The following is a 20,450-nucleotide window of genomic DNA, read 5'->3' as shown; positions in this document are numbered from 1 at the left end:
GCAGGCCCTTTCAGGGATGGTCTTTCAGCAGCCGGCGCAGCACCTTGCCGGCGCCCGTGGTGGGCAGCGCATCGATGAAGCGCACCGTGCGCGGCGCCTTGTAGGGCGCCATGTTCTCGCGCGCCCAGGCCACCAGCGCGTCGGCTTCGAGCGCAGCGCCAGGCTTGCGCACGATGAAGGCCTTGACCACCTCGCCCTTGTCCGGGTCGGGCTCGGCGATCACCGCCGCCTGCGCCACGGCCGGGTGCTTGACGAGGAGGGTCTCGACCTCCTCGGGGAAGACGCTGTAGCCCGAGACCTTGATCATTTCCTTGAAGCGACCGATGAAGGTCAGGTAGCCGTCCGCATCGAGCTTGCCCATGTCGCCGGTGTGCACCCACCCGTGCCGCAGCGTCGCGGCGGTCGCTTCCGGCTTGTTCCAGTAGCCCTTGAAGCTGCCGGGGCTCGTGAGCACGATCTCGCCGATCTCGCCCACGGGCCGGTCGGCGCCGGAGTCGGGGTCGATGATCCGGATGGTGACACCCGGCACCGCGATCCCCTGCGTGCCCCAGCGCGGCGCATGGTGCGGCGTGTAGGTGTCGCAGGTGTGGGTCTCCGACAAGCCATAGGCCGCCTCGAAGGATGCGCAGTTCTTCGCAACGCTGCGCCACTGCGCGGCCAGGGGCTCGGTGAAGGTGATGCCGAAGCTGGTGACCGGATTCATCCGCAGGCTGGACAGGTCGAAGCCTTCGATGCCCTCCACCTGCATGCATGCCACGTTCATCGGCGCAATGCTGTACCACCAGCTGACGCGGTAGCGCTCGATGGCCTGGAGCACCGCGCTAGGCTCGAAGCGGTGCAGCAGCACCGAGGTGGCGCCGGTGAGCACCGGCACGTTGACGCCCATCAGCATGCCGGCGATGTGATAGAGCGGCGCGATGGACAGAAGCACGTCGCCGCCTGCCACGCCGTTGCAGTCGGCGGCGGCGCGCGTCTTGAAGAGCGCATTGCCGTAGCTCAGCATCGCGCCCTTGGGCAGGCCGGTGGTGCCGGACGTGTAGGTCATCAGCGCAACGTCGTCCATCGACAGGGCGACAGGTGCCGGGCGCGCTCCGCTTTTCATGACGGCCAGGAAGTCCTCGCATCCGTCCGGCACGAGCCGCGGCTCGCGTTGCGCCGCGGCCAGGTCGCCTGGAAGGTCGAGCGTGGGCGCCTGCGGCAGCAGGTCCGCGTAGTGCACCACGAATACGTGCGCCAACGCACTCTGGCCACGCACCTTGTCCACCACCGGCAGCAGCGAGGAGGCCGCGACAATCACCCGCGCGTTCAGGTCATTGACCTGGTAGGCCAGCTCGTGCTCCTTGTTCAGCGGGCCGCTGGGGCAGACGATCGCGCCGATCTTCTGGATGCCGAAGTGCGCCGCCAGGTACTGCGGGCAGTTGTTGAGGAAGAGCACGACCGGGTCGCCCTTCCTCACGCCGATCGCCTGCAGCCGCGCCGCGAAGGCATCGCTCGCCGCGTCGAGCTCGGCGTAGTTCATCGAATGGCCGTACCAGATGCATGCCGGATGGCTGCCGCGCTCGCGCGCATGCGCGCGCAGGTACTCGTGCAGGGGTTGCTCGGGGCGATCGGGGAGCCGGGTCAATGTCTCCATGGCGTCACTCTCACAGGGTTATCGATAGGACTGGCCGCTTGCCAAGCCCCGATGGTGCTCCAACAATCCTACCCATGGGTATAACTTCGGCGACACCTCGCAAACCCTCTGACCGCACCGACCTGCCGCAGGGCACCGGCCGCCAGCGCGCGGCCACCGCGGGGACCGACGTCCAACGCGAGCGCATCCTGCAGGCGGCCGCGCAGCTCTTCGCAACGCAGGGCTATGCCAACACCACCATGGCCCAGATCGTGCGCGCGCTCGAGGTCACCAAGCCCTTCGTCTACTACTACTTCCGCGACAAGCAGGAGATCTTCGAGACGCTCTCGTGGCAGCCCACGGTCGATTGCTTCACCTCGCTGGACTTCGCCGAAGGCGATCCGCGCCCCGCCGTCGAGAAGGTGAAGGAAGGCATCGAGCGCCTGATCCGCGCCACGGTGGCCCATCATCCCTGCGCCTTCTTTCCGTACCGCGAGCCGCAGGTCTACCGGCCCGAGTACGTCGCGGCGCAGAAGAAGCTGGCGCACCATTTCTACGACCGCCTCTGTCCCCTGCTCGAGGAGGCGCGGCGCGATGGCGACCTGGACTTTCACGAGACCAAGATCACCGCGCTGGCCGCGCTCAGCCTGCCCGGCTTCCTCTACAGCTGGTACCGGCCCGAGGGCCGCCTCTCGCCCGACGAGGTGGTGGCCGAGCTCACGCAGCTCTCGTGGCGCGTGCTGGGCCTGCGCGAGCGTGGGGGCTGACCGGCCCGCGCGTCCTTCCCTTTCGTCCACCCCAACTTTCCGAGACAAGCCATGAAGTCCACCTTCGCGCTCGCGCCTCTGGCCGCCGCCGCAGTGCTCGCCGCCGGCGCCGCACACGCCCAGCAGACCTACAAGATCGCCTACATCGACCCGCTCTCGGGCCCTTTCGCGAACGTCGGCGAGCTGATGCTCACGCACACGCAGTACGCGATCGAGGACATCAACGCCAAGGGCGGCGTCCTCGGCGGCACCAGGCTGCAACTGCTGCAGTTCGACAGCAAGCTCTCGGCGCAGGAGAGCCAGAGTGCGCTGCAAGCCGCAATCGACCAGGGCGCCCAGGCCATCGTGACCGGCGGCTCGGGCTCCTCGGTGGTGACGGCGCTGGTGCAGTCGGTCAACCGCTGGAACCAGCGCAATCCGGGCAAGGAACTGATCGTGCTCAACCACTCCTCGATCGATCCCGAGATGACGGGCAAGGCCTGCAGCTTCTGGCATTTCCAGACGGAGGCCAACACCGCGATGAAGATGAAGGCGCTGGCCAACCACATCAAGAAAACGCCGGAGATCAAGAAGGTCTACCTGCTCAACCAGGACTACGCACATGGCAAGCAATGGGCCAGCTACGGCCGGCAGCTGGTCGGGCTGGCGCGGCCCGACATCCAGTTCGTGGGCGAAACGCTGCACCCCATCGGGCGCGTGAAGGACTTCGCGCCCTACCTGGCCAACGTGCGCCAGGCCGGCGCCGATTCGGTGATCACCGGCAACTGGGGGCAGGACATGACGCTGCTGCTCAAGGCCGCGGGCGACGCGGGCTACGACCTGCATTATTTCAACCACAGCGCGGGCTCGGTTCCGGGCACGGTGCTGGCGGTGTCGCAGGCCAAGCTGGGCAAGCTCACCTGGGTGGCCGAATGGCATCCGGGGCAGGCCGACCGGCCGAAGGCCGATGCGCTGGCCAAGGCCTACAAGGCCAAGACAAGCAAGGACTTCCTGGCGCCGCGCATCGAGCTCACGCCGCGGCTGCTGGCAGCTGCCATCAACAAGGCCGGCAGCACCGACACCATCAAGGTGGCGCGCGCGATGGAAGACATGAGCTTCGATTCGGTGGTCGGCCCCGTGCGCATGCGCGCCGAGGACCACCAGCTGTTGCTGCCACAGGTGGTCAACACCATCGCGCCTGTCGACGGCAAGGCGGTGAAGGTGGGTTGGGAAGGCACGAACTACGGCTTCCGCACCGATGCAGTCTATACGGGCAACGAGCTGGCGCAGGGCACGGAGTGCAAGATGGTGCGGCCCGCTTCCTGATCCCCTTGCGCTAAGGGATAGCCCTGCCCGCCGCGCGCGGCGGCATCGAGATACTGCGATGTCGCTCGCAAAGGGCTGACCAGGAGGTCGAAGAACACCATGGCAGGCAAGAACCCGCTCTATCCGATCCCGCATCCCGCGAGGAAGCCTTTCGTCGGCAACATCCTGTCGATCGGCTCCGAGTCGCCGGTGCTCGACATGTGGAGGATCGCGCAGGAGCTGGGCCCGATCTACTGGCTGGACATGCCGGGCATGCCGGTGATCGTGGTCTCCTCGGCCGCGCTGGTCGACGAGCTGTGCGACGAGAAGCGCTTCGACAAGAGCACCAAGGGCACGCTGCGCCGGCTGCGCGCGCTCTCGCATGGGCTCTTCACCTCCGACACGAACGAGTCGACCTGGTCCAAGCCGCACAACATCCTGCTGGCCAATTTCAGCCAGCGCGCGATGCAGGCCTACCACCCGATGATGCTGGACATCGCCGAGCAGCTGGTGACCAAGTGGGAGCGCCTGAACTTCGACGAGGAGGTGGACGTGGTGCGCGACATGACCGCGCTCACGCTCGACACCATCGGCCTGTGCGGCTTCGGCTACCGCTTCAACTCCTTCTACCGCGAGGGCTTCCATCCTTTCGTCGACGCGATGGTGCGCACGCTCGAGACAGTGCAGAACCGGCGCGGCATCCCGCTCGAGGAGCTGATGCTGAAGAAGGAGCTGGCGCAGCAGCGCAAGGACATCCGCTTCATGCACAAGATGGTGGAGGACATCATCCAGGAGCGTCGCCAGAGCGGGGCCGACATCGCGACCAAGCCCGACCTGCTGAGCTACATGATCGCCGGCGTCGACAAGAAGACCGGCGAGCGGCTGGACGACCGGCAGATCCGCGACGAGTGCATCGAGTTCCTGATCGCGGGCCACGAGACCACGAGCGGGCTGCTGTCCTTCGCGATCTACTTCCTGCTCAACAACCCCGAGGCGATGGCCAGGGCACAAGCCGAAGTCGACCACGTGTTCGGCCCCGACCCCTCGGTGAAGCCGACCTACGCGCAGGTCAACCGCCTGGTCTACGTTCTGCAGGTGCTCAAGGAATCGCTGCGCATGTTCCCGACCGCGCCGGCGGTCGCGATGGCCGCCAAGGAGGACACGACCATCGGCGGCCAGTACACGATCAAGCGGCGCAACATGGTGATCCTGCACGCGCTCGCGCTGCACCGCGACAAGACGGTTTGGGGCGAGGACGCGGACCGCTTCAACCCCGACCATTTCAGCCGGGAGGCCGAGCGGGAGCGGCCGGTCAATGCCTTCAAGCCCTTCGGCAATGGGCAGCGTGCGTGCATCGGGCGCCAGTTCGCGCTCCAGGAGGCGGTGCTCACGCTGGGCATGATCCTGCAGCGCTTCGATCTGGTCGACCACACCGGCTACCAGCTCAAGATCCGCGAGGCGCTCACGATCAAGCCGGAGGGCTTCAAGATCCGCGCGGTGCCGCGCGATCCGGCCACGCGCGCGCGAGGCGACTCCACCGCATCGCAACCCGTGCAGGCGGCGGCCCCGCGGCCTGCCGCGGCCAAGCCGCAGGCCGCACGCCATGGCACCTCGCTTCTGGTGCTGCAGGGCTCGAACCTCGGCACCGCGGAAGACCTGGCGCGCCAGTTGGCCGAAGCCGGCGAGATGCGCGGCTATTCGACCCAGCTCGCATCGCTGGACGACTATGCCGAGCGGCTGCCCGCCAGCGGCGCGGTCGCGATCGTCTCCGCCTCCTACAACGGCACGGCGCCGGACAACGCGGCCGAGTTCCATCGCTGGCTCGACACTGCCGACGATTCGCTCAACGGCGTGCGCTTCAGCGTCTTCGGCTGCGGCAACACCGACTGGGCCTCCACCTACCAGGCCGTGCCGCGGCGCATCGACGAGCGCCTGGCCGCGCTGGGCGCCACGCGCGTGCATGCGCGCGGCGAGGGCGATGCGCGCGAGGACATGGATGGAAGTTTCCAGGACTGGAGCGATGCGCTGTGGCCGCAGCTGGCGAAGGCCTTCGATCTGAAGGACGCCGACTCAGCGCCCTTGCAGAGCGAGCCGCTCTACACGCTGGAAGAGATGCCGCCGCCGCAGAAGAACGCGTTGGTCGATGCCCTGGGCGCAGTGGGCCTGCGCGTGCTCGAGAACCGCGAGCTGCAACGCTGCGGCAACGACCCTTCGCAGGACCGCTCCACGCGCCACGTCGAGCTGCAATTGCCCGAAGGCGTGAGCTACCGCGCCGGCGACCACCTGAGCGTGGTGCCGCGCAACGGCGCGGCGCAGGTGGAGCGAGCCATGGCGCGCTTCGGCTTCGACCGCAAGGCCCACGTGCGGCTGCAGGCCGCGCCGGGGCGCAAGGCCGCGCTGCCGGTGGACGAAGTGATCGCGGTGGACCGGCTGCTGGGCGACTACGTCGAGCTGCAGGACGTGGCCACGCGCAAGCAGATCGCCCAGCTCGCGGCGCATACGCAATGCCCCTTCACACGGCCCAGGCTGGAGGCCCTGTCGGGCGCCGACGAGGCCTCGGCTGCGCTCTACAGGAGCGAGGTGCTGCACAAGCGCAAGTCGGTGCTCGACCTGCTGGAGGAATTCCCGGCCTGCCAGCTGCCCTTCGCGCTCTTCCTGGAAATGCTGTCGCCGCTCTCGCTGCGCTACTACTCCATCTCCTCATCGCCGCTGGTCGATGGCGGGCGCTGCAGCATCACGGTGGGCGTGGTGGCCGGGCCGGCGCGCTCGGGCCTGGGAAGGTTCGAGGGCGTGTGCTCCAGCTACCTGGCGCGCGCCGAGGCCGGCGAGCTGGTGCACGGCGTGGTGCGCGAGACCACGGCCGAGGGCTTCCGGCTGCCCGAAGATGCGCAGCGGCCGCTGGTCATGGTGGGGCCGGGCACGGGCCTCGCGCCCTTTCGCGGCTTCCTGCAGGAGCGCGAGGCGCAGATCGCCAAGGGCACGGCGCCCGGCGAGGCGCTGCTCTTCTTCGGCTGCCGCCATCCGGAGCAGGATTTCATCTACGCCGACGAATTGAACGGCTGGGCCGAGCGCGGCGTGGTGCGGCTCTTCACCGCCTTCTCGCGCGCCGGCGAGCGCAAGGTCTACGTGCAGGACCGCATTCGCGAGCAGGGCGCCGAGGTCTGGCGGCTGCTGGAGCAGGGTGCGATCGTCTATGTGTGCGGCGACGGCTCGCGCATGGAGCCCGACGTGCGGCGCGCGTTGTCCGACATCGCGCGCGAGCATGGACAGGATGGCGATGCCTGGCTCGAACGCATGATCGCCGACAGGCGCTACGTGCTGGACGTGTGGGCGGGCAACTGAGCCCCGCCCGGGATTTCAGGCGCGCTTGCGCGCGGTGACCTCGATCTCGATCTTCATCCGGGGGTCGGCGAGCCCTGCCGAGATCATCATCGCGGCCGGCCTGGACTCGCCGAAGTACTTGCGCAGCACGGGCCAGCAGGCGGGGAAGTCGTCCGCCTTGGGCAGCACGTAGGTGACGCGCACCACGTCGGCGAAGGAGGCGCCGGCTTCGGCGAGGGCCGCGGCGATGTTGCGCAGGCATTGCTCGGCCTGCTCGACCACGCCGTCGCGAATGGTCATGGTCGCGTAGTCGAAGCCGGTGGTGCCGGAGACGAACACCCACTCGGCGTCCACCACGGCGCGGGAATAGCCGATCTCCTGCTCGAAGGTCGAGCCGGAGCTGATGAGTCTGCGTGTCATGGGCTGGCTTGCGAAGTCGAGGGAATGCGATTCTCGCCCTGGCCGCAGCGCAGCCTCAGGCTTTTCTTTTGTCTTCCTCAAGCACGGCGCGAAGACGCGATCGGGCCGCGTGCAGCAGCACCCGCGAATAGAGCTTGTGGAACCCGAGCAAGGCCTTGAAGAGAAAGCCCATCCTCGCTTCGCCGGACACCTTGTCAACGACTGGCACCACGGCCGAGCCGAAGTACAGGCGCGTGGAGGATGAATCGCCGGGCGCCTGCGCCACCATCAGCCACGAACGCGTGCGACCGGCAAGATCGCACATCAGCAACTGATCTGCCGTTCGCGCCTCTACCTTCCAGGCAGAAAAGCTGTCTCGTTCGCCGGCAGCGAGCTGCCTCACCTGCGCGTCCGTCGACGGCTTGGATGCGAGCCGCGCGAGCAGGAATCTTTCCAGCCTGAAGATGGCACCGGTGTAGAACGCTTCGACGTACGCCGCGTGCGACACGACACCGGCGACTTCGGTCGCGTAGCAATCCGCATAGGCACCGCCATGCGCATACCGTGCGAGTAACGATTGATCCGGCAGTTCGCAGGCGTGGATAGAGGACACACTCACCTGGCCGATCAATGTCTGGCCGCCGAAATTCGGCTTTCGATGCTGATGGTCACCTAGACAGCCTTGATCGAAGGCGACGCAAGGCTTCGGGTCCGGCGACTGCCGTCGCCCCGCCGGTGTTCAGTTCCGCTTCCCTTCTGTCCGCCTCGCGCTCCCACGCTTCCTCGGTCCCAGGATCCGTATCAAGGCTCACGATGAACCGCTCGAGAAGGTGCGAACGATCGGAAGGGGCAATGGGCATGGTCGTGAAGTGTGTGTCCCGGCGTTCGGCGGATGGATCAGCCCGAGCCTACTCCGGCCGCCCCGGGTCCGGATACACCAGCGGCCCCCACAGCCCGCGATCGAAAGGCTTCCACTGCCCCTCGGCCTGCGCCAGCCGGTCGGCCAGCGCATAGAGCACGGCCGGATGGGCGCCCAGGCCGAGGTGGCTGGCGATCACCTCGATGTTCTCGGCTTGCGGCCCGGCCTCCTCGACGCTGCAGCGCCAGGCGACCACGCCGTCGCTGCGGCTGAAGATGGAGGTGGTGGGCACCGGTGGCGTGGGGCGCACGTGCTTCATGCGGCGCGGGTCCTCCGCGCTCTGGCCGCTCACGCCTTCGTAGACTCGCCACGCGTTGGTGGCGCGCGCGCTGCCGGTGAAGGGGCTGCCCAGCGTGACCACGCTGCGCACCCATTGCGGATGGCGCGCGGCAAGCAGGCGCGCATACACGCCGCCCAGGCTCCAGCCCACCAGGCTGACCTTGCGGCCGCTCTCGGCGTGCAGGGCCTCGAGCTTGGCAGTCATGCCGTCCTCGATGCCCTCGCGCGGGCCGAGGTTGCGGCCCAGGCCCCAGCCGTGGGCGTCGTAGCCGCGGCCTTCGAGATAGCGCCGCAGCAGCCTGGTCGACATGTCGCTGGCCACCAGGCCCGGTAGCACCAGCACGGGATGGCCGTCGCCGCGCGGCGTGAGTTGCAGGAGCGGCCACAGGGCCAGCGCGGCGCCGGCTTCCCAGAGCGCGCGTCCTTCGGCCAGCAGCAGCAGGCGCGAAGGGGGTTTGATCGGATCACCGGCGGCTGCCATCATGAATCTCTCCTTCGTTCTGAGTCCCCGCGCGCATGCGCACGGTTCCCTTGTGTGCGGGACTGTGCCGGTTATCCGAGGTATTTGCCACGCAGGTAATCGAGGTAAGCCCTCGATTCGCGGGAAACATACGGCGAAACCAGCGTCAGCGTGTAGAAGGCCGCCAGCCCCGGATCGGCCTGCTGCAGCGCATCGCGCCCCGGCACCAGCCGCTCGAAGGAGAGCCAGCAGGTGGTGGTGAAGACCATCTGCAGGGCCAGCATCTGCGCATCTTCTGCCGTCGCCTCGATGACGCCGGCGGCCACGAGCGTCTCGCACAGCGCTTGCGCGGCCAGCAGGTTCTGCGCGGTCAGGGCCTGCGCCCGCTGGCCCAGCGCCGGGTATTCGCCGGCCAGGAAGGCCATGTCGCGGTAGACGAAGCGGTAGGCGTCGATGGCCTCGAAGCGCAGGTGCAGCGCGAGCCAAAGGTCGTCGATCGCGCGCACCGTATTCGAGGAGGCGTTAAGCAGCTCCAGCCGCTCCTCGAAGCGCCGGAACAGGCGATCGACGATCAGCTGCTTGGCCTTGAAGTGGTAGTGCAGGTTGCCGGGACTCATCTCCAGCTCGGCCGCGATGCGGTGCGTGGACACCGCGGCGAGCCCCTGCGCGTTGAACAGCGCCAGGCTGGTCTGCAGGATGCGCTCGCGCGTGTTGATGCTGGCCACGGGCTCTGGATTCGACTCAGCGCTTGCGCTGTCCCGATTCGATGCGCTCGGATTCGATGCGCTCCAGGTGTTCGAGCAGGCGCTTCATCTGGTCGCGCAGCTCCTGGATCTCCTGCGCAGTCGGCATGCCCAGCCGCTGCAGCGCAGTGGCCACGCGCTGGTCGAACACGTCCTCGAACTTGCGGATTCCGAAGCTCTCGAGCGCGAAGCCGCGCGGCGCCGCATCGCCCTTGGGCTGGCCGATGCCGAGCAGGCTCTCGATGACGTTGGTCTGGCGCTTGACGACGTCGTCGCGCACGTTGCCCAGTGCCTTCAGGCCGGCGCGCAGCAAACCCTGGGCGCCGGCCTGCTTGCCGGGTGGCAGGGCCTTCTTCGCGGGGGCTGCCTTCTTCGCCGGGGCCGCCTTCGTGCGCGGCGCCGTCTTCTTTGCGGGAAGCGTCTTCTTGCCGGCCGCAGCCGCCTTCGTCTTCATGCTGACAGTTTCATCGCGGCGAGTCGCCATGCGTTGCTCCAGGACAGGTCAATCGGAAAGGCGGCCGGCCGGCCATGGCGCCTGCGCTCAGGCGGCCTTGCGCGCGGTGCGCACCGGGCGGCGCGCGGCCGTGCGGGCCTTGGCCTTCACGGTCTTGACCGGCGCTGCTTCGTCGGAAGCACCCGCCACGCGGCTTTCGAGCTGCTTGGCGCCGGCGGCGATGCGATCGGCGATCTGCACCGAGACGGCGGCGATCGGCTGGTGCAGGTTGCCCAGGGCCTGCAGCATCGAGTTGCCAAGCGGCGACTCGATGCGGCCAGCAGCGTTGGCGACCGTCTCGATACCGCCGGCAGTGGTGCCGGCAATGCGGTCCATCACGGCGACGACGCGGCCGGTGTCGATGTCGAGGCGGTTGGCCAGGAAGCCGTTGACCTTCTCCTGCGCGCCGATCAAGCGGGCCTTGAGCGTCTCGCTCACCAGCGGCAATTGCCGGGCATTGAGGAATTCGCTGGTGCGCGAGGCGGCGCCGTTCAGCAGGCGATGGGCACCGGCGCGGTAGGCACCGACCAGGGTCTTGCCGGCATCGTTGTACTGGCCGATGACGTGGACGGCGGCGGTGGAGATGTTCTGCGTGGACATGATGATTCCTTGAAGTTGGATGGGGACACACGACAGCGGGAACCGATCCTGCCATCGCACGCGCCATGGTTCCGACGCGATGGCCCCATCTTCTTCGCAAAGCCCTAGGCCTGAAAAACTAGAAGCGTCGGATAGTTAGGCCAACTGCCCCAATTTCCCGGGCCTCGCGATGCTACGACGACCCACGCAGCCGCCGCGCCCCTGGCTCCCCGGGCTTACCCGCTATCGGGGCCCGCGGACATTGCGGATCATTTTCGATCGCTCCATCGCGCACCATGCGCCCACGACAACAAGAGGAAACATCCGAATGAAGCACCTGAGCGGCCTGGACGCGACCTTCCTGCACACCGAGACACCCGAGACGCCGATGCATGTCGGCGGCCTGCACCTGCTCGAGCTGCCGGCCGGCTACAAGGGCGATTTCTACGAGGACGTGCAGGCGCATGTGGCGAGCCGCATGCACCTGTCGGAGATCTTCACGCGCAAGCTCGCGCTGATGCCCTTCGAGCTGTCGAACCCGGTGTGGGTGGAGGACGACGACGTGGACCTCGACTACCACGTGCGCCGCGTCACGCTGCCGCGGCCGGGCACGCTGCGCCAGCTCGAGCAGTACGTAGGCCGCCTCCACTCGACGCTGATGGACCGCAGCCGCCCGCTGTGGGAGTTCTACGTGATCGACGGGCTGCAGGGCGGCCGCGTCGCGATGTACACGAAGGTCCACCACGCGGGCATCGACGGCCAGGCCGGCACGGCCTTCGCGCAGGCCATCATGGACCTGGAGCCGCATCCCGAGCCGGTCAAGGCGCCGCGCCAGAAGGCCCGCCGCCACAACCGCTACCAACTGGGCGTGGCCGAGCTGGCGGGTGCCGCCGTCAGCAACACGTTGCAGCAGTACGTCAAGCTGGTGAAGACCTTTCCGGACATGGCACGCGCGGTGCAGAGCCTGATCGTGCCGCAGCCCCGAAGCGAGGGGGCCAGCTTCTGGCAGCAGCCGAAGAACCTCAACCTGCTGGGGCCGCGCACGCCGCTGAACGTGGCCATCACCAACCAGCGCGCCTATGCGGTGCGCTCGATCCCGCTGGCCGAGGTCAAGCAGGCCGGCAAGAAGCTGGGTGCCAGCCTCAACGACGTGGTGATGGGGCTCTGCGCCGGCGCGCTGCGCCGCTACCTGGCGGACCACGGCAAGCTGCCGAAGAAGCCGATGAGCGCGGCGATTCCCGTGACGCTGCGCGCGCCGGGCGACACCTCGTCGAACAACCAGGTGTCGATGACGGTGATGACGCTGGCGACCGACGTGGCCGATCCGATCGAGCGGATCGAGCGCATCCGCGAATCCTCCACAGCGGCCAAGAACCTGATGGGCAGCATCAAGGCCGCGATCCCCACCGACTACCCGTCCTTCGGCGCGCCATGGCTCATGTCGGGCCTGGCCTCGATGTACGGCCGCTCGCGGCTGGCGGACCGGCTGCCGCCGGTGGCCAACGTGGTGATCTCGAACGTGCCGGGCGCGCAGGCCGCGCTCTACTTCGCGGGCGCGAAGCTCCTGACCTACTACCCGGTGTCGATCCCGGCCCATGGCATGGCGCTCAACATGACGGTGCAGAGCTACAACGGCAGCCTGGACTTCGGGCTGATCGCCTGCCGCCGCGCGGTGCCGGACGTGGACGTGATCGCGGACTACCTGCTCGTCGAGCATCGCGAGATCCAGGCGCGGGTCAAGGCGCTCGAAGCATCCGCGCAAGCCGCGCCGGCGGCCAAGGCATCCCAGGCCCCGGCCGTCGAAGCGGCGGCGCCCGAGAAGCCCAAGCCGCGCAAGACGCCGGCGCGAAAGGCCGCGCCCGCCAAAGCCGCCGCCACGCGCAAGACCCCGGCCCGCCGTGGCGCGGCCGCAGCCGCTACGCGTTGACGCGCAGGCCGGCCGGCCCGGCCTCCATGCGGCCGATCGCGCGGGCGGTCTCGAAGCCCTGTTCGTGGAACAGCGCCAGCACCTGCGGCACGCTGTCCGGCGCACAGCTCACCAGCAGCCCACCCGAGGTCTGCGGGTCGCTCAGCAGATCCTGCGCCACCGGCGGCAGCGCGGCATCGAGCCGCACCTCGGCGCCATAGCCGGCCCAGTTGCGGCCCGAGGCGCCGGTGACGAAGCCCTCGGCCGCCATCTCGGCGACACGGGGCAGCAACGGCACCTGCGGCCAGTCGATCACCGCCTGCAGCCCGGCGCCGCGCGCCATCTCCAGCGTGTGGCCGGCCAGGCCGAAGCCTGTCACATCGGTCAGCGCATGCACGCCTTCGAGCGCGGCCAGCGCAATGCCGGGCTTGTTGAGCCGCGTGGTGTTGGCGACCAGCTGCGCATAGCCTTCGGCATCGAGCTTCTCCTTCTTGAGCGCCGCTGACAGCACGCCCACGCCCAGCGGCTTTCCGAGCACGAGCACGTCGCCGGCCTTCGCATCGGCATTGCGCTTCAGACGTTTCGGGTGCACCAGCCCCATGACCACCAGCCCGTAGATCGGCTCGACCGAGTCGATGGTGTGGCCGCCCGCGATCGGGATGCCGGCTTCGCGGCACACCGCCTGGCCGCCGCGCACCACCTCGCCGATCACCTCCAGCGGCAGCTGGTTGACCGGCATCGCCACCAGCGCCAGGGCCATGATCGGCGTGCCGCCCATGGCGTAGACGTCGCTGATGGCATTGGTGGCGGCGATGCGGCCGAAGTCGAAGGGGTCGTCGACGATCGGCATGAAGAAGTCGGTGGTGGCGATCAGCGCCTGCTCGTCGTTGAGCTGGTAGACCGCGGCGTCGTCGGCGGTCTCGATGCCGACCAGCAGCTCGGGCGGGATGATGCCGCTGCCGCTGTTTCGCAGGATCTCCGACAACACGCCCGGCGCGATCTTGCAGCCGCAGCCGCCGCCGTGGGAGAAGCTGGTGAGACGGATGGCCGGGGCGGCGATTCGATCGTTCATGGTGGTGTCTCGCTTTCGAGGTCTTGCCGATTATGGTGGCGCGAGCAGATCGCGCAGCAGGCGCCGCACGCATTCACGTTCGGCCTCCGGGGTGAAAAGCGGCTCGCGCAGGGCGCACTGCGCCGCCAGTCGCGCCGCGAAGGCGGGCTCGGCCGCAAAGCGTTCCATCAGCGCCGCCAGCGCCGCGGCGTCGCCGGCGGGAAAGTAGCCCTCGTACTCCGCGCCCAGCAGCCCCAGGTTGCCGCCGATGCGGCTGGCCAGCACCGGCACACGCGAGCGCACGGCCTCGATCACCACCTGCGCGCCGCCCTCCATCCGGCTCATGTGCACCAGTGCGCGGGCGCGCGCGATCCAGCGCCGCGCTGCGTCGCGCGGCAGGCCGCCGAGCCAGCGGTAGAGCGGGCATTCGGCCATGGTGCGCCGCGCCGCCTCGGCCAGCTCGGGCGCCAGCGCCTCGCCGATGTGCACGATGCGGATCGGCGTGTCCGCCGGCAGGCGCCGCGCCGCGGCCATCAGCGTGAGCGGATCCTTCTCCTCGCGCAGGTGGCCGACGGCGACCAGGTCCACGGTGCGCGATGCCGCATGGCGGCGCAGGCGAGTCGCGGACTGGAGGATGACCCGGGTCTTCGCGCGCTCGTCCGCGCCGAGGCGATCGAGCGCATCGCGCTGCAGCACCACCAGTTGGCTGGCACACTGGAGCGAATGCCGAGCAGCCTCGTTCTCTTCGATGTCGCGGTAAACGTCGGTGCCGGTCAGGACCAGCGCGATGGGACAGGCCGGTCGGGCCGCGCGCAGCTGTGCGATCGCCTCGGCCGAGCGGCGCGCGTGCAGCGCGATCATCGCGTCGCAGGCCGCGCCGTCCCAGCCGCGCGCGATCTCGACCTCGGCCACCCCCGCGAGGAACCGGCCCCATCGCGAAGCGGTGCGCCAGTTGCCGTTGTTCGCATCCGCCAGCGCGGGCGAGACGATCAGGACGCGCGGCCTCTTGCTCATTGGCCCATTCTGGCAGGGCGGCACCGGCATGCCTGACGCGCGCACGCTCGCCGGCGAGCCGCTCGCAGCCGCGCTGCGCGAATGCCGCGCACGCACGCGGGCCTGGACCTTCGACCTGAGCGACGCGCAGTGGCGAGTGCCGCGCCAGGCCGGCGTGAACCTGGTCGCCTGGGAGCTGTCGCACCTCGCGTGGTTCGGCGAATTCTGGGTGCTGCGCGGTCCGCACGCGGTCGATGCGCATGGCCATGTGCAGGCCGGCGCGCCGGCGCGGATCGCAGGCCCCGACGCCCTGTTCGACTCGTCCCGGCTGGCCCACATCGCGCGCTGGTCCGTGGCGCTGCCGACGCGGGACGAGATCGACGCGCGGTTCGATGCCCAGCTCGAGGCCTGCCTGGCCACGCTCGCGCCCTGCGACGGCAGCGACGAGGCCCTGTACTTCCATCGGCTGACACTGTTCCACGAAGACATGCACGGCGAGGCCTTCGCGTGGCTGCGCGCGACGCTCGGCTACCCCGCGCCCAACGGGCTGGCTGCGCTGCCGCGGCTGGCCGAAACGCCCGCCGTCAGCGTGCCGGCCGCGCAGGCCCGCATCGGCTGGCCGGCGGCGCGCGGCGGCTTCGCCTTCGACAACGAGCTCGGCGAACATCCAGTCACCCTGGCCGGCTACGAGATCGACGCCACGCCGGTCACGGCGGGCCGCTACCTGCGCTTCGTGGAATCCGGCGGCTACGACGATCCGGCCTTCTGGCCCGGCGAGGCCGGACGCTGGCGCGCGACCCAGCCGCGCAGCCACCCCGCGCGCTGGCAGCGCGTGTCGCGGCACTGGGAGGCGCGCTGGTTCGATCGCTGGCTGCCGCTCGACCCCGAGCAGCCCGTGATCCATCTCAGCGCATGGGAGGCCGAGGCCTTTGCGCGCTGGGCCGGCCGCCGCCTGCCCACGGCCGGCGAATGGGAGCATGCGGCCGCCACGCAGCCCGCCTTCTCCTGGGGCCGCAGCGTGTGGGAATGGACCGCCAGCACCTTCACGCCCTACCCCGGCTTCGCGCCCGGCCCGTACCGCGACTACTCGGCCCCCTGGTTCGGCGACCACCGGGAACTGCGCGGCGGCGCCTTCGCCACGCACCCGCGGCTGCACGACCTGCACTATCGCAACTTCTTCCGGCCCGGCCGCAACGATGTGTTCGCCGGCTTCAGGACCGCTGCTCCTTAAACTGCGGACCTCTTCCCTCCTCGGCAAGGCCATCATGAAACGACAGTTCCTCCAGACCACCCTCTTCTGCCTGCTCGGGCTGGCCGCCGGCCTGCCGATCCATGCGCAAACGGCCACCACGCTGCGCGTCTCGGCCATCCCCGACGAGGCACCGACCGAGCTGCAGCGCAAGTTCAAGCCGCTGGGCGAGTACCTGAAGAAGGAGACCGGGCTCGACGTGCAGTTCACGCCGGTCACCGACTACGCGGCCGTGGTCGAGGGCCTGGCCGGCAACAAGATCGACCTGGCCTGGCTCGGGGGCTTCACCTTCGTGCAGGCCAGGTTGCGCACCCAGGGCGGCGTGGTGCCGCTGGTGCAGCGCGCCGAGGACGAGGTCTTCACCAGCAAATTCATCGTGCCCGCCGACAGCAAGGCCAAGGCCCTGGCCGATCTCAAGGGCGCCACCTTCGCATTCGGTGCACCCTCTTCCACCTCGGGCAGCCTGATGCCGCGCCATTTCCTGCTGCAGGCCGGCATCGACCCGGACAAGGATTTCAAGACCGTCGCCTATTCGGGCGCGCACGACGCCACCGTGGCCTTCGTCGCGGCGGGCCGGGCCGAGGCCGGCGTGCTCAACGCGTCGGTCTGGGACAAGCTGGTCGAGGCGAAGAATCCCAACGCCGCCAAGGTGCGCGTGCTGGCCACCACCGCGCCCTACTACGACTACAACTGGACCGCGCGGCCCGGACTCGATCCCGCGCTCCAGAAGAAACTCACCGACGCCTTCCTCAAGCTGGACGCGGCCAACCCGGCGCATCAAGAGATCCTGTCGCTGCAGCGCGCCTCGAAGTTCATCCCGACCAAGGCCTCGAACTACGACAGCATCGAGGCGGCCGCGCGCTCGGCCGGGCTCATCAAGTAGGCGGGCCGCGCCGTTGACTGCCGAAGCCGCGCTGGCGCTGGAGGATGTCGGCCTGGTCCATGCCAACGGCCAGCGCGCGCTGCAATCGGTCACGCTGCGCATGGCGCCGGGTGCGCGCGTGGCCATCATCGGCCCCTCCGGGGCCGGCAAGACGAGCCTGCTGCGCATCGCCGCGACCGCGCTGCGCGCCAGCGAAGGGCGCGTCGAGTTGCTGGGCGCGCGACCCTGGCAGCTGCGCGCCCGGCCGCTGAAGGCGCTGCGCGCGCGCGTGGGCCTGATCCACCAGGCGCCGCCGATCCCGCCGCGGCTGCGCGTGATCACGGCGGTGCTGGCCGGCCGGCTGGGCGCCTGGTCGGGCGCGCACGCCCTGGCCTCGCTGCTGGTGCCGGCCGACATCGCCGGCGCGCACGCCGCGCTGGCCCGCCTGGACCTGGCGGACCGGCTGTTCGACCGCTGCGACCGCCTCTCGGGCGGCCAGCTGCAGCGCGTCGGCATGGCGCGCGTGCTCTACCAGGCGCCCGAGCTGCTGCTGGCCGACGAGCCGGTGTCGGCGCTCGACCCCGCGCTGGCCGACCTGGCGGTGGGCGAGCTGATCGCGCAGAGCCGGTCCACCGGCGCCACGCTGGTCGCCTCCCTGCACGCGGTGGACCTGGCGCTGAAGTGGTTCGACCGCATCGTCGGCCTGCGTGCCGGCGTGGTGGTCTTCGATGCGCCGGCCGCCGCCGTCAGCCGCACGATGCTGCAGGAGCTCTATGCGACCGAGGGCAGCGCGCTGCCGACCCAGGCGCCGGACTTCGTGCTCGAAGAGCGTCGCGCGACTGTGCTGCCGATCGCCTGCCGATGAACGCGCTGCAGCACCCGCCGCCCTTGCGCGACCCACTCGCGCGCCGTCGGCTGGGCGCGCTGCTGCTCGCGCTGGTGGTGCTGTGGCCGATGCTGGTGATCGCCGAGTTCAAGCCCCAGGCGCTGCTGGCGCCCGGCAGCCTGCGCGTGATGGGCGGCTTCCTGGCGGGCTTCCTGCCGCCGGTCCTGAATGCGGATTTTCTCGGCCTGCTGGCGCGTGCGACGCTGGAAACCCTCGCAATGGCCACCGCCGGCGTGGCACTCGCCTTCGTGCTCGCGGTGCCGCTGGCCTTCGTGGTGACGCGCTCGCTGTCGATCTCGCGCATCGGCCCCGGTCCCGGGCGCCGGCGCGGCGCGGCGATCCGGACCGCGGCGCGCGGCCTGCTCACCGTGCTGCGCGCGATCCCCGAACTGGTGTGGGCGCTGCTGCTGGTGCGGGCCTTCGGCCTGGGCCCGGCGGCCGGCGTGCTGGCGCTGGCGATCACCTACGGCGGCATGCTCGGCAAGGTCTACGCGGAAATCCTCGAATCGGGCGACACGCGGCCCGCGCGCGCATTGCTCGAGGCCGGCAGCGGGCGCATCGCAGCACTCTTCTACGGCCTGCTGCCGGGCGCGGCGCAGGAGCTTGCCTCCTACACCGTCTACCGCTGGGAATGCGCGGTGCGCGCCTCGGTGGTGATGGGCTTCGTGGGCGCCGGCGGGCTGGGGCAGCTGATGGACCAGTCGATGAAGATGCTCAACGGCGGCGAGGCCTGCAGCATCCTGATCGTGTTCCTGCTGCTGGTGCTGATGGCCGATGCCTTGAGCGCGGCGCTGCGGAAGTGGCTGGCATGAGCCGAACGGCCGTTCCGAAGGCGACTAGCACCGCAGCCGAAGGCGAAGGCGAAGGCGAAGGTACTCCAGTGAATTCGATGCGCCCCACGGCCACCGAACGCGCGCGCGCCGCCGGCCCCTGCCTCGGCTGCATGTTGGCAACGGCCGCGATCCTGGTCGCGGTGATCGCCAGCTTCCTCTACCTCGGCATCGACTTCCGCGCGCTCGTGGCACGCGAGTCGCTGGCCTCGATGGCGAAGTTCGTGGCCGAGTTCTTTCCGCCCGACGTGTCGCCCGCGTTCCTTGCCAAGACGGCCTGGGGCGCGCTGCAGACGCTGGCGGTTTCGGCGGTCGGCACGCTGCTCGCGATGCTGGGCGGCGCCGCACTGGCGCTGCCCGCCTCGGGCCGCTTCGGCCCGGCGCTGCGCCAGGCCTCGCGCTTCGTGCTGAACCTGCTGCGCAGCGTGCCCGAGCTGGTGTGGGCCGCGCTGATGGTGCTGGCGGCCGGGCTCGGCCCCTTCGCCGGGGTGCTGGCGCTGGCCTTGCACACCACCGGCGTGTTCGGCCGCCTGTTCGGCGAGACGCTGGAGAACGTGCCGCCCACGCCCGAGCGCGCGCTGCGCGACGCCGGCAGCGGCGCGGTCGCGGCCTTCGCCTACGGCAGCTTGCCGCTCGCATGGCCCCAATGGCTGGCCTATGCGCTGTACCGTTGGGAGATGAATATCCGCATGGCCGCCGTGCTCGGCTTCGTCGGCGCCGGCGGGCTCGGGCAGATGCTGTACTTTCATCTCTCGCTGTTCCAGCAGGCGCAGTCTGCGACGGTGATCGGCGCCATGTTCGTGCTGGTCTTCATCGTGGACACTGCGAGCGGCCGGCTTCGGCGCGGCCTGGCACCCGCCCACGCGTAAGAAGGCCCCTCCGGAGATTCGCCCATGAGCACCTTCACCACGGTCGAACTGATCGGCGCTCCCACCGACATCGGCGCCAGCGTGCGTGGCGCCGGCATGGGGCCGGACGCGCTGCGGGTGGCGGACATCGCCGGCACCCTCTCGCGCCTGGGCTTCGAGATCGTGGACCGCGGCAACCTGGCCGGGCCCGCGACCCCCTGGGCCGATCCGGCCAACGGGCTGCGGCACCTGAACGAAGTGGTGAGCTGGAACCGCGCGGTCTACGATGCCGTCGACCGCGCGCTGGGCGCCGGCCACCTGCCGCTGCTGATGGGCGGCGACCACTGCCTCGCGATCGGCTCGATCAGCGCCATCGCCTGGCATGCGCGCCGGCGCGGCAAGAAGCTGCGCGTGCTGTGGCTGGATGCGCATTCCGACGTCAACACCGAGCGCACCAGCCCCAGCGGCAACATTCACGGCATGCCGGTCGCCTGCCTGCTCGGCCACGGGCCGCAGGCGCTGAGCGGCTGGAGCGGCGAGGCCGCGGCGCTGGAGCACGATGCGATCCGCTTCATCGGCATCCGCAGCGTCGACGCGGAGGAGAAGGCGGCGATCCGCGCGCTCGGCCTCAACGTCTTCGACATGCGCCACATCGACGAGCACGGCATGCGCACCACCATGACCGAGGCGCTGCAGGACATCGACGAGGAGACCCACCTGCACGTGAGCTTCGACCTCGACTGCCTGGATCCCGACTACGCCCCGGGGGTGGGCACCGGCGTACGCGGCGGCCCGACCTGGCGCGAGATGCAGCTGTGCATGGAGATGATCGCCGACACCGGCCGGCTCGCCTCGCTCGACGTCGCCGAGCTCAATCCCGCGCTGGATGTGCGCAACCGCACGGCGGAAGTGGCGGTGGAGCTGATCGAGAGCCTGTTCGGCAAGTCGACGCTGGTGCGCTGAAGTGCG

At 69.6% G+C, this 20,450-nt stretch carries 20 protein-coding genes; 10 read left to right on the top strand and 10 right to left on the bottom strand.

Annotation, left to right across the window (positions count from 1 at the left end; genetic code table 11):
* Nucleotides 1–10: 10 nt before the first annotated feature.
* Nucleotides 11–1,633: an AMP-binding protein gene (locus tag E5P3_RS03250; protein ID WP_162584656.1), complete on the bottom strand. Its 1,623-nt coding sequence runs from the start codon at nucleotides 1,631–1,633 to the stop codon at nucleotides 11–13.
* 74 nt (nucleotides 1,634–1,707) lie between these two features.
* On the opposite strand from E5P3_RS03250, the gene E5P3_RS03245 reads away from it, so the two are divergent.
* The 3 genes from E5P3_RS03245 (at nucleotide 1,708) to E5P3_RS03235 (ending at nucleotide 7,005) form a co-directional block, all read left to right on the top strand.
* Nucleotides 1,708–2,379, top strand: a complete 672-nt coding sequence (locus E5P3_RS03245; protein ID WP_162584655.1) for a TetR/AcrR family transcriptional regulator — start codon at nucleotides 1,708–1,710, stop codon at nucleotides 2,377–2,379.
* Nucleotides 2,380–2,430: 51 nt separating this feature from the next.
* Nucleotides 2,431–3,684, top strand: coding sequence for a branched-chain amino acid ABC transporter substrate-binding protein (locus tag E5P3_RS03240; protein ID WP_162584654.1), 1,254 nt, complete (start codon nucleotides 2,431–2,433; stop codon nucleotides 3,682–3,684).
* A 99-nt stretch (nucleotides 3,685–3,783) separates the two neighbouring features.
* Nucleotides 3,784–7,005 (top strand): bifunctional cytochrome P450/NADPH--P450 reductase, encoded by a 3,222-nt coding sequence (locus E5P3_RS03235; protein ID WP_162584653.1) that lies wholly within the window; start codon nucleotides 3,784–3,786, stop codon nucleotides 7,003–7,005.
* 15 nt (nucleotides 7,006–7,020) lie between these two features.
* On the opposite strand, the gene E5P3_RS03230 is transcribed toward E5P3_RS03235, so the two are convergent.
* The 7 genes from E5P3_RS03230 to E5P3_RS03200 form a co-directional block, all read right to left on the bottom strand.
* Nucleotides 7,021–7,404 carry a RidA family protein gene (locus tag E5P3_RS03230; protein ID WP_162584652.1) on the bottom strand — a complete coding sequence of 128 codons (384 nt, stop codon included), beginning with the start codon at nucleotides 7,402–7,404 and terminating at the stop codon, nucleotides 7,021–7,023.
* A gap of 55 nt (nucleotides 7,405–7,459) precedes the next feature.
* Nucleotides 7,460–8,014, bottom strand: a complete 555-nt coding sequence (locus tag E5P3_RS03225) for a hypothetical protein (RefSeq protein ID WP_197893934.1) — start codon at nucleotides 8,012–8,014, stop codon at nucleotides 7,460–7,462.
* 37 nt (nucleotides 8,015–8,051) lie between these two features.
* Nucleotides 8,052–8,243 carry an addiction module protein gene (locus tag E5P3_RS36410; RefSeq protein WP_162584651.1) on the bottom strand — a complete coding sequence of 64 codons (192 nt, stop codon included), beginning with the start codon at nucleotides 8,241–8,243 and terminating at the stop codon, nucleotides 8,052–8,054.
* A gap of 48 nt (nucleotides 8,244–8,291) precedes the next feature.
* The gene (locus E5P3_RS03215) at nucleotides 8,292–9,065 is read right to left on the bottom strand and encodes an esterase/lipase family protein (RefSeq protein WP_197893933.1); all 774 of its coding nucleotides are present in this window, start codon (nucleotides 9,063–9,065) and stop codon (nucleotides 8,292–8,294) included.
* A 68-nt stretch (nucleotides 9,066–9,133) separates the two neighbouring features.
* Entirely contained in the window at nucleotides 9,134–9,766 is a 633-nt protein-coding gene (locus E5P3_RS03210; RefSeq protein WP_162584650.1) for a TetR/AcrR family transcriptional regulator, read from the bottom strand.
* A gap of 16 nt (nucleotides 9,767–9,782) precedes the next feature.
* Nucleotides 9,783–10,268: a phasin family protein gene (locus E5P3_RS03205; protein ID WP_162584649.1), complete on the bottom strand. Its 486-nt coding sequence runs from the start codon at nucleotides 10,266–10,268 to the stop codon at nucleotides 9,783–9,785.
* A 57-nt stretch (nucleotides 10,269–10,325) separates the two neighbouring features.
* On the bottom strand, nucleotides 10,326–10,877 hold the full coding sequence (locus E5P3_RS03200; RefSeq protein WP_174263033.1) for a hypothetical protein: 552 nt from the start codon (nucleotides 10,875–10,877) through the stop codon (nucleotides 10,326–10,328).
* Nucleotides 10,878–11,184: 307 nt separating this feature from the next.
* On the opposite strand from E5P3_RS03200, the gene E5P3_RS03195 reads away from it, so the two are divergent.
* Complete coding sequence (locus tag E5P3_RS03195; protein WP_162584648.1) at nucleotides 11,185–12,783, top strand: WS/DGAT/MGAT family O-acyltransferase; 1,599 nt, start codon at nucleotides 11,185–11,187, stop codon at nucleotides 12,781–12,783.
* Here E5P3_RS03195 and selD read toward each other — a convergent pair.
* Both selD and senB read right to left on the bottom strand, forming a co-directional pair.
* Nucleotides 12,773–13,834: a selenide, water dikinase SelD gene (gene selD / locus E5P3_RS03190; RefSeq protein WP_162584647.1), complete on the bottom strand. Its 1,062-nt coding sequence runs from the start codon at nucleotides 13,832–13,834 to the stop codon at nucleotides 12,773–12,775. The genes E5P3_RS03195 and selD overlap by 11 nt on opposite strands.
* Nucleotides 13,835–13,864: 30 nt before the next feature.
* Nucleotides 13,865–14,827, bottom strand: a complete 963-nt coding sequence (gene senB, locus E5P3_RS03185) for a selenoneine biosynthesis selenosugar synthase SenB (RefSeq protein WP_162584646.1) — start codon at nucleotides 14,825–14,827, stop codon at nucleotides 13,865–13,867.
* Here senB and senA point away from each other — a divergent pair.
* The 6 genes from senA (at nucleotide 14,820) to rocF (ending at nucleotide 20,444) form a co-directional block, all read left to right on the top strand.
* The gene (gene senA / locus E5P3_RS03180) at nucleotides 14,820–16,037 is read left to right on the top strand and encodes a selenoneine synthase SenA (RefSeq protein WP_232072965.1); all 1,218 of its coding nucleotides are present in this window, start codon (nucleotides 14,820–14,822) and stop codon (nucleotides 16,035–16,037) included. The genes senB and senA overlap by 8 nt on opposite strands.
* 34 nt (nucleotides 16,038–16,071) lie before the next feature.
* Nucleotides 16,072–16,938, top strand: a complete 867-nt coding sequence (locus E5P3_RS03175; RefSeq protein WP_162584645.1) for a putative selenate ABC transporter substrate-binding protein — start codon at nucleotides 16,072–16,074, stop codon at nucleotides 16,936–16,938.
* Nucleotides 16,939–16,951: 13 nt separating this feature from the next.
* Entirely contained in the window at nucleotides 16,952–17,782 is an 831-nt protein-coding gene (locus E5P3_RS03170) for a phosphonate ABC transporter ATP-binding protein (protein ID WP_232072964.1), read from the top strand.
* Complete coding sequence (locus E5P3_RS03165; protein ID WP_174263032.1) at nucleotides 17,779–18,615, top strand: PhnE/PtxC family ABC transporter permease; 837 nt, start codon at nucleotides 17,779–17,781, stop codon at nucleotides 18,613–18,615. The genes E5P3_RS03170 and E5P3_RS03165 overlap by 4 nt, the downstream gene beginning before the upstream one ends.
* 131 nt (nucleotides 18,616–18,746) lie before the next feature.
* Entirely contained in the window at nucleotides 18,747–19,502 is a 756-nt protein-coding gene (gene phnE, locus E5P3_RS03160) for a phosphonate ABC transporter, permease protein PhnE (RefSeq protein ID WP_162589511.1), read from the top strand.
* A gap of 24 nt (nucleotides 19,503–19,526) precedes the next feature.
* Nucleotides 19,527–20,444, top strand: a complete 918-nt coding sequence (rocF, locus tag E5P3_RS03155) for an arginase (RefSeq protein ID WP_162584644.1) — start codon at nucleotides 19,527–19,529, stop codon at nucleotides 20,442–20,444.
* Nucleotides 20,445–20,450 lie beyond the last annotated feature (6 nt).

This window comes from Variovorax sp. RA8, from assembly GCF_901827175.1.
Lineage (GTDB): Bacteria > Pseudomonadota > Gammaproteobacteria > Burkholderiales > Burkholderiaceae_C > Variovorax.
This window is presented reverse-complemented; position numbering and strand designations above follow the sequence as displayed.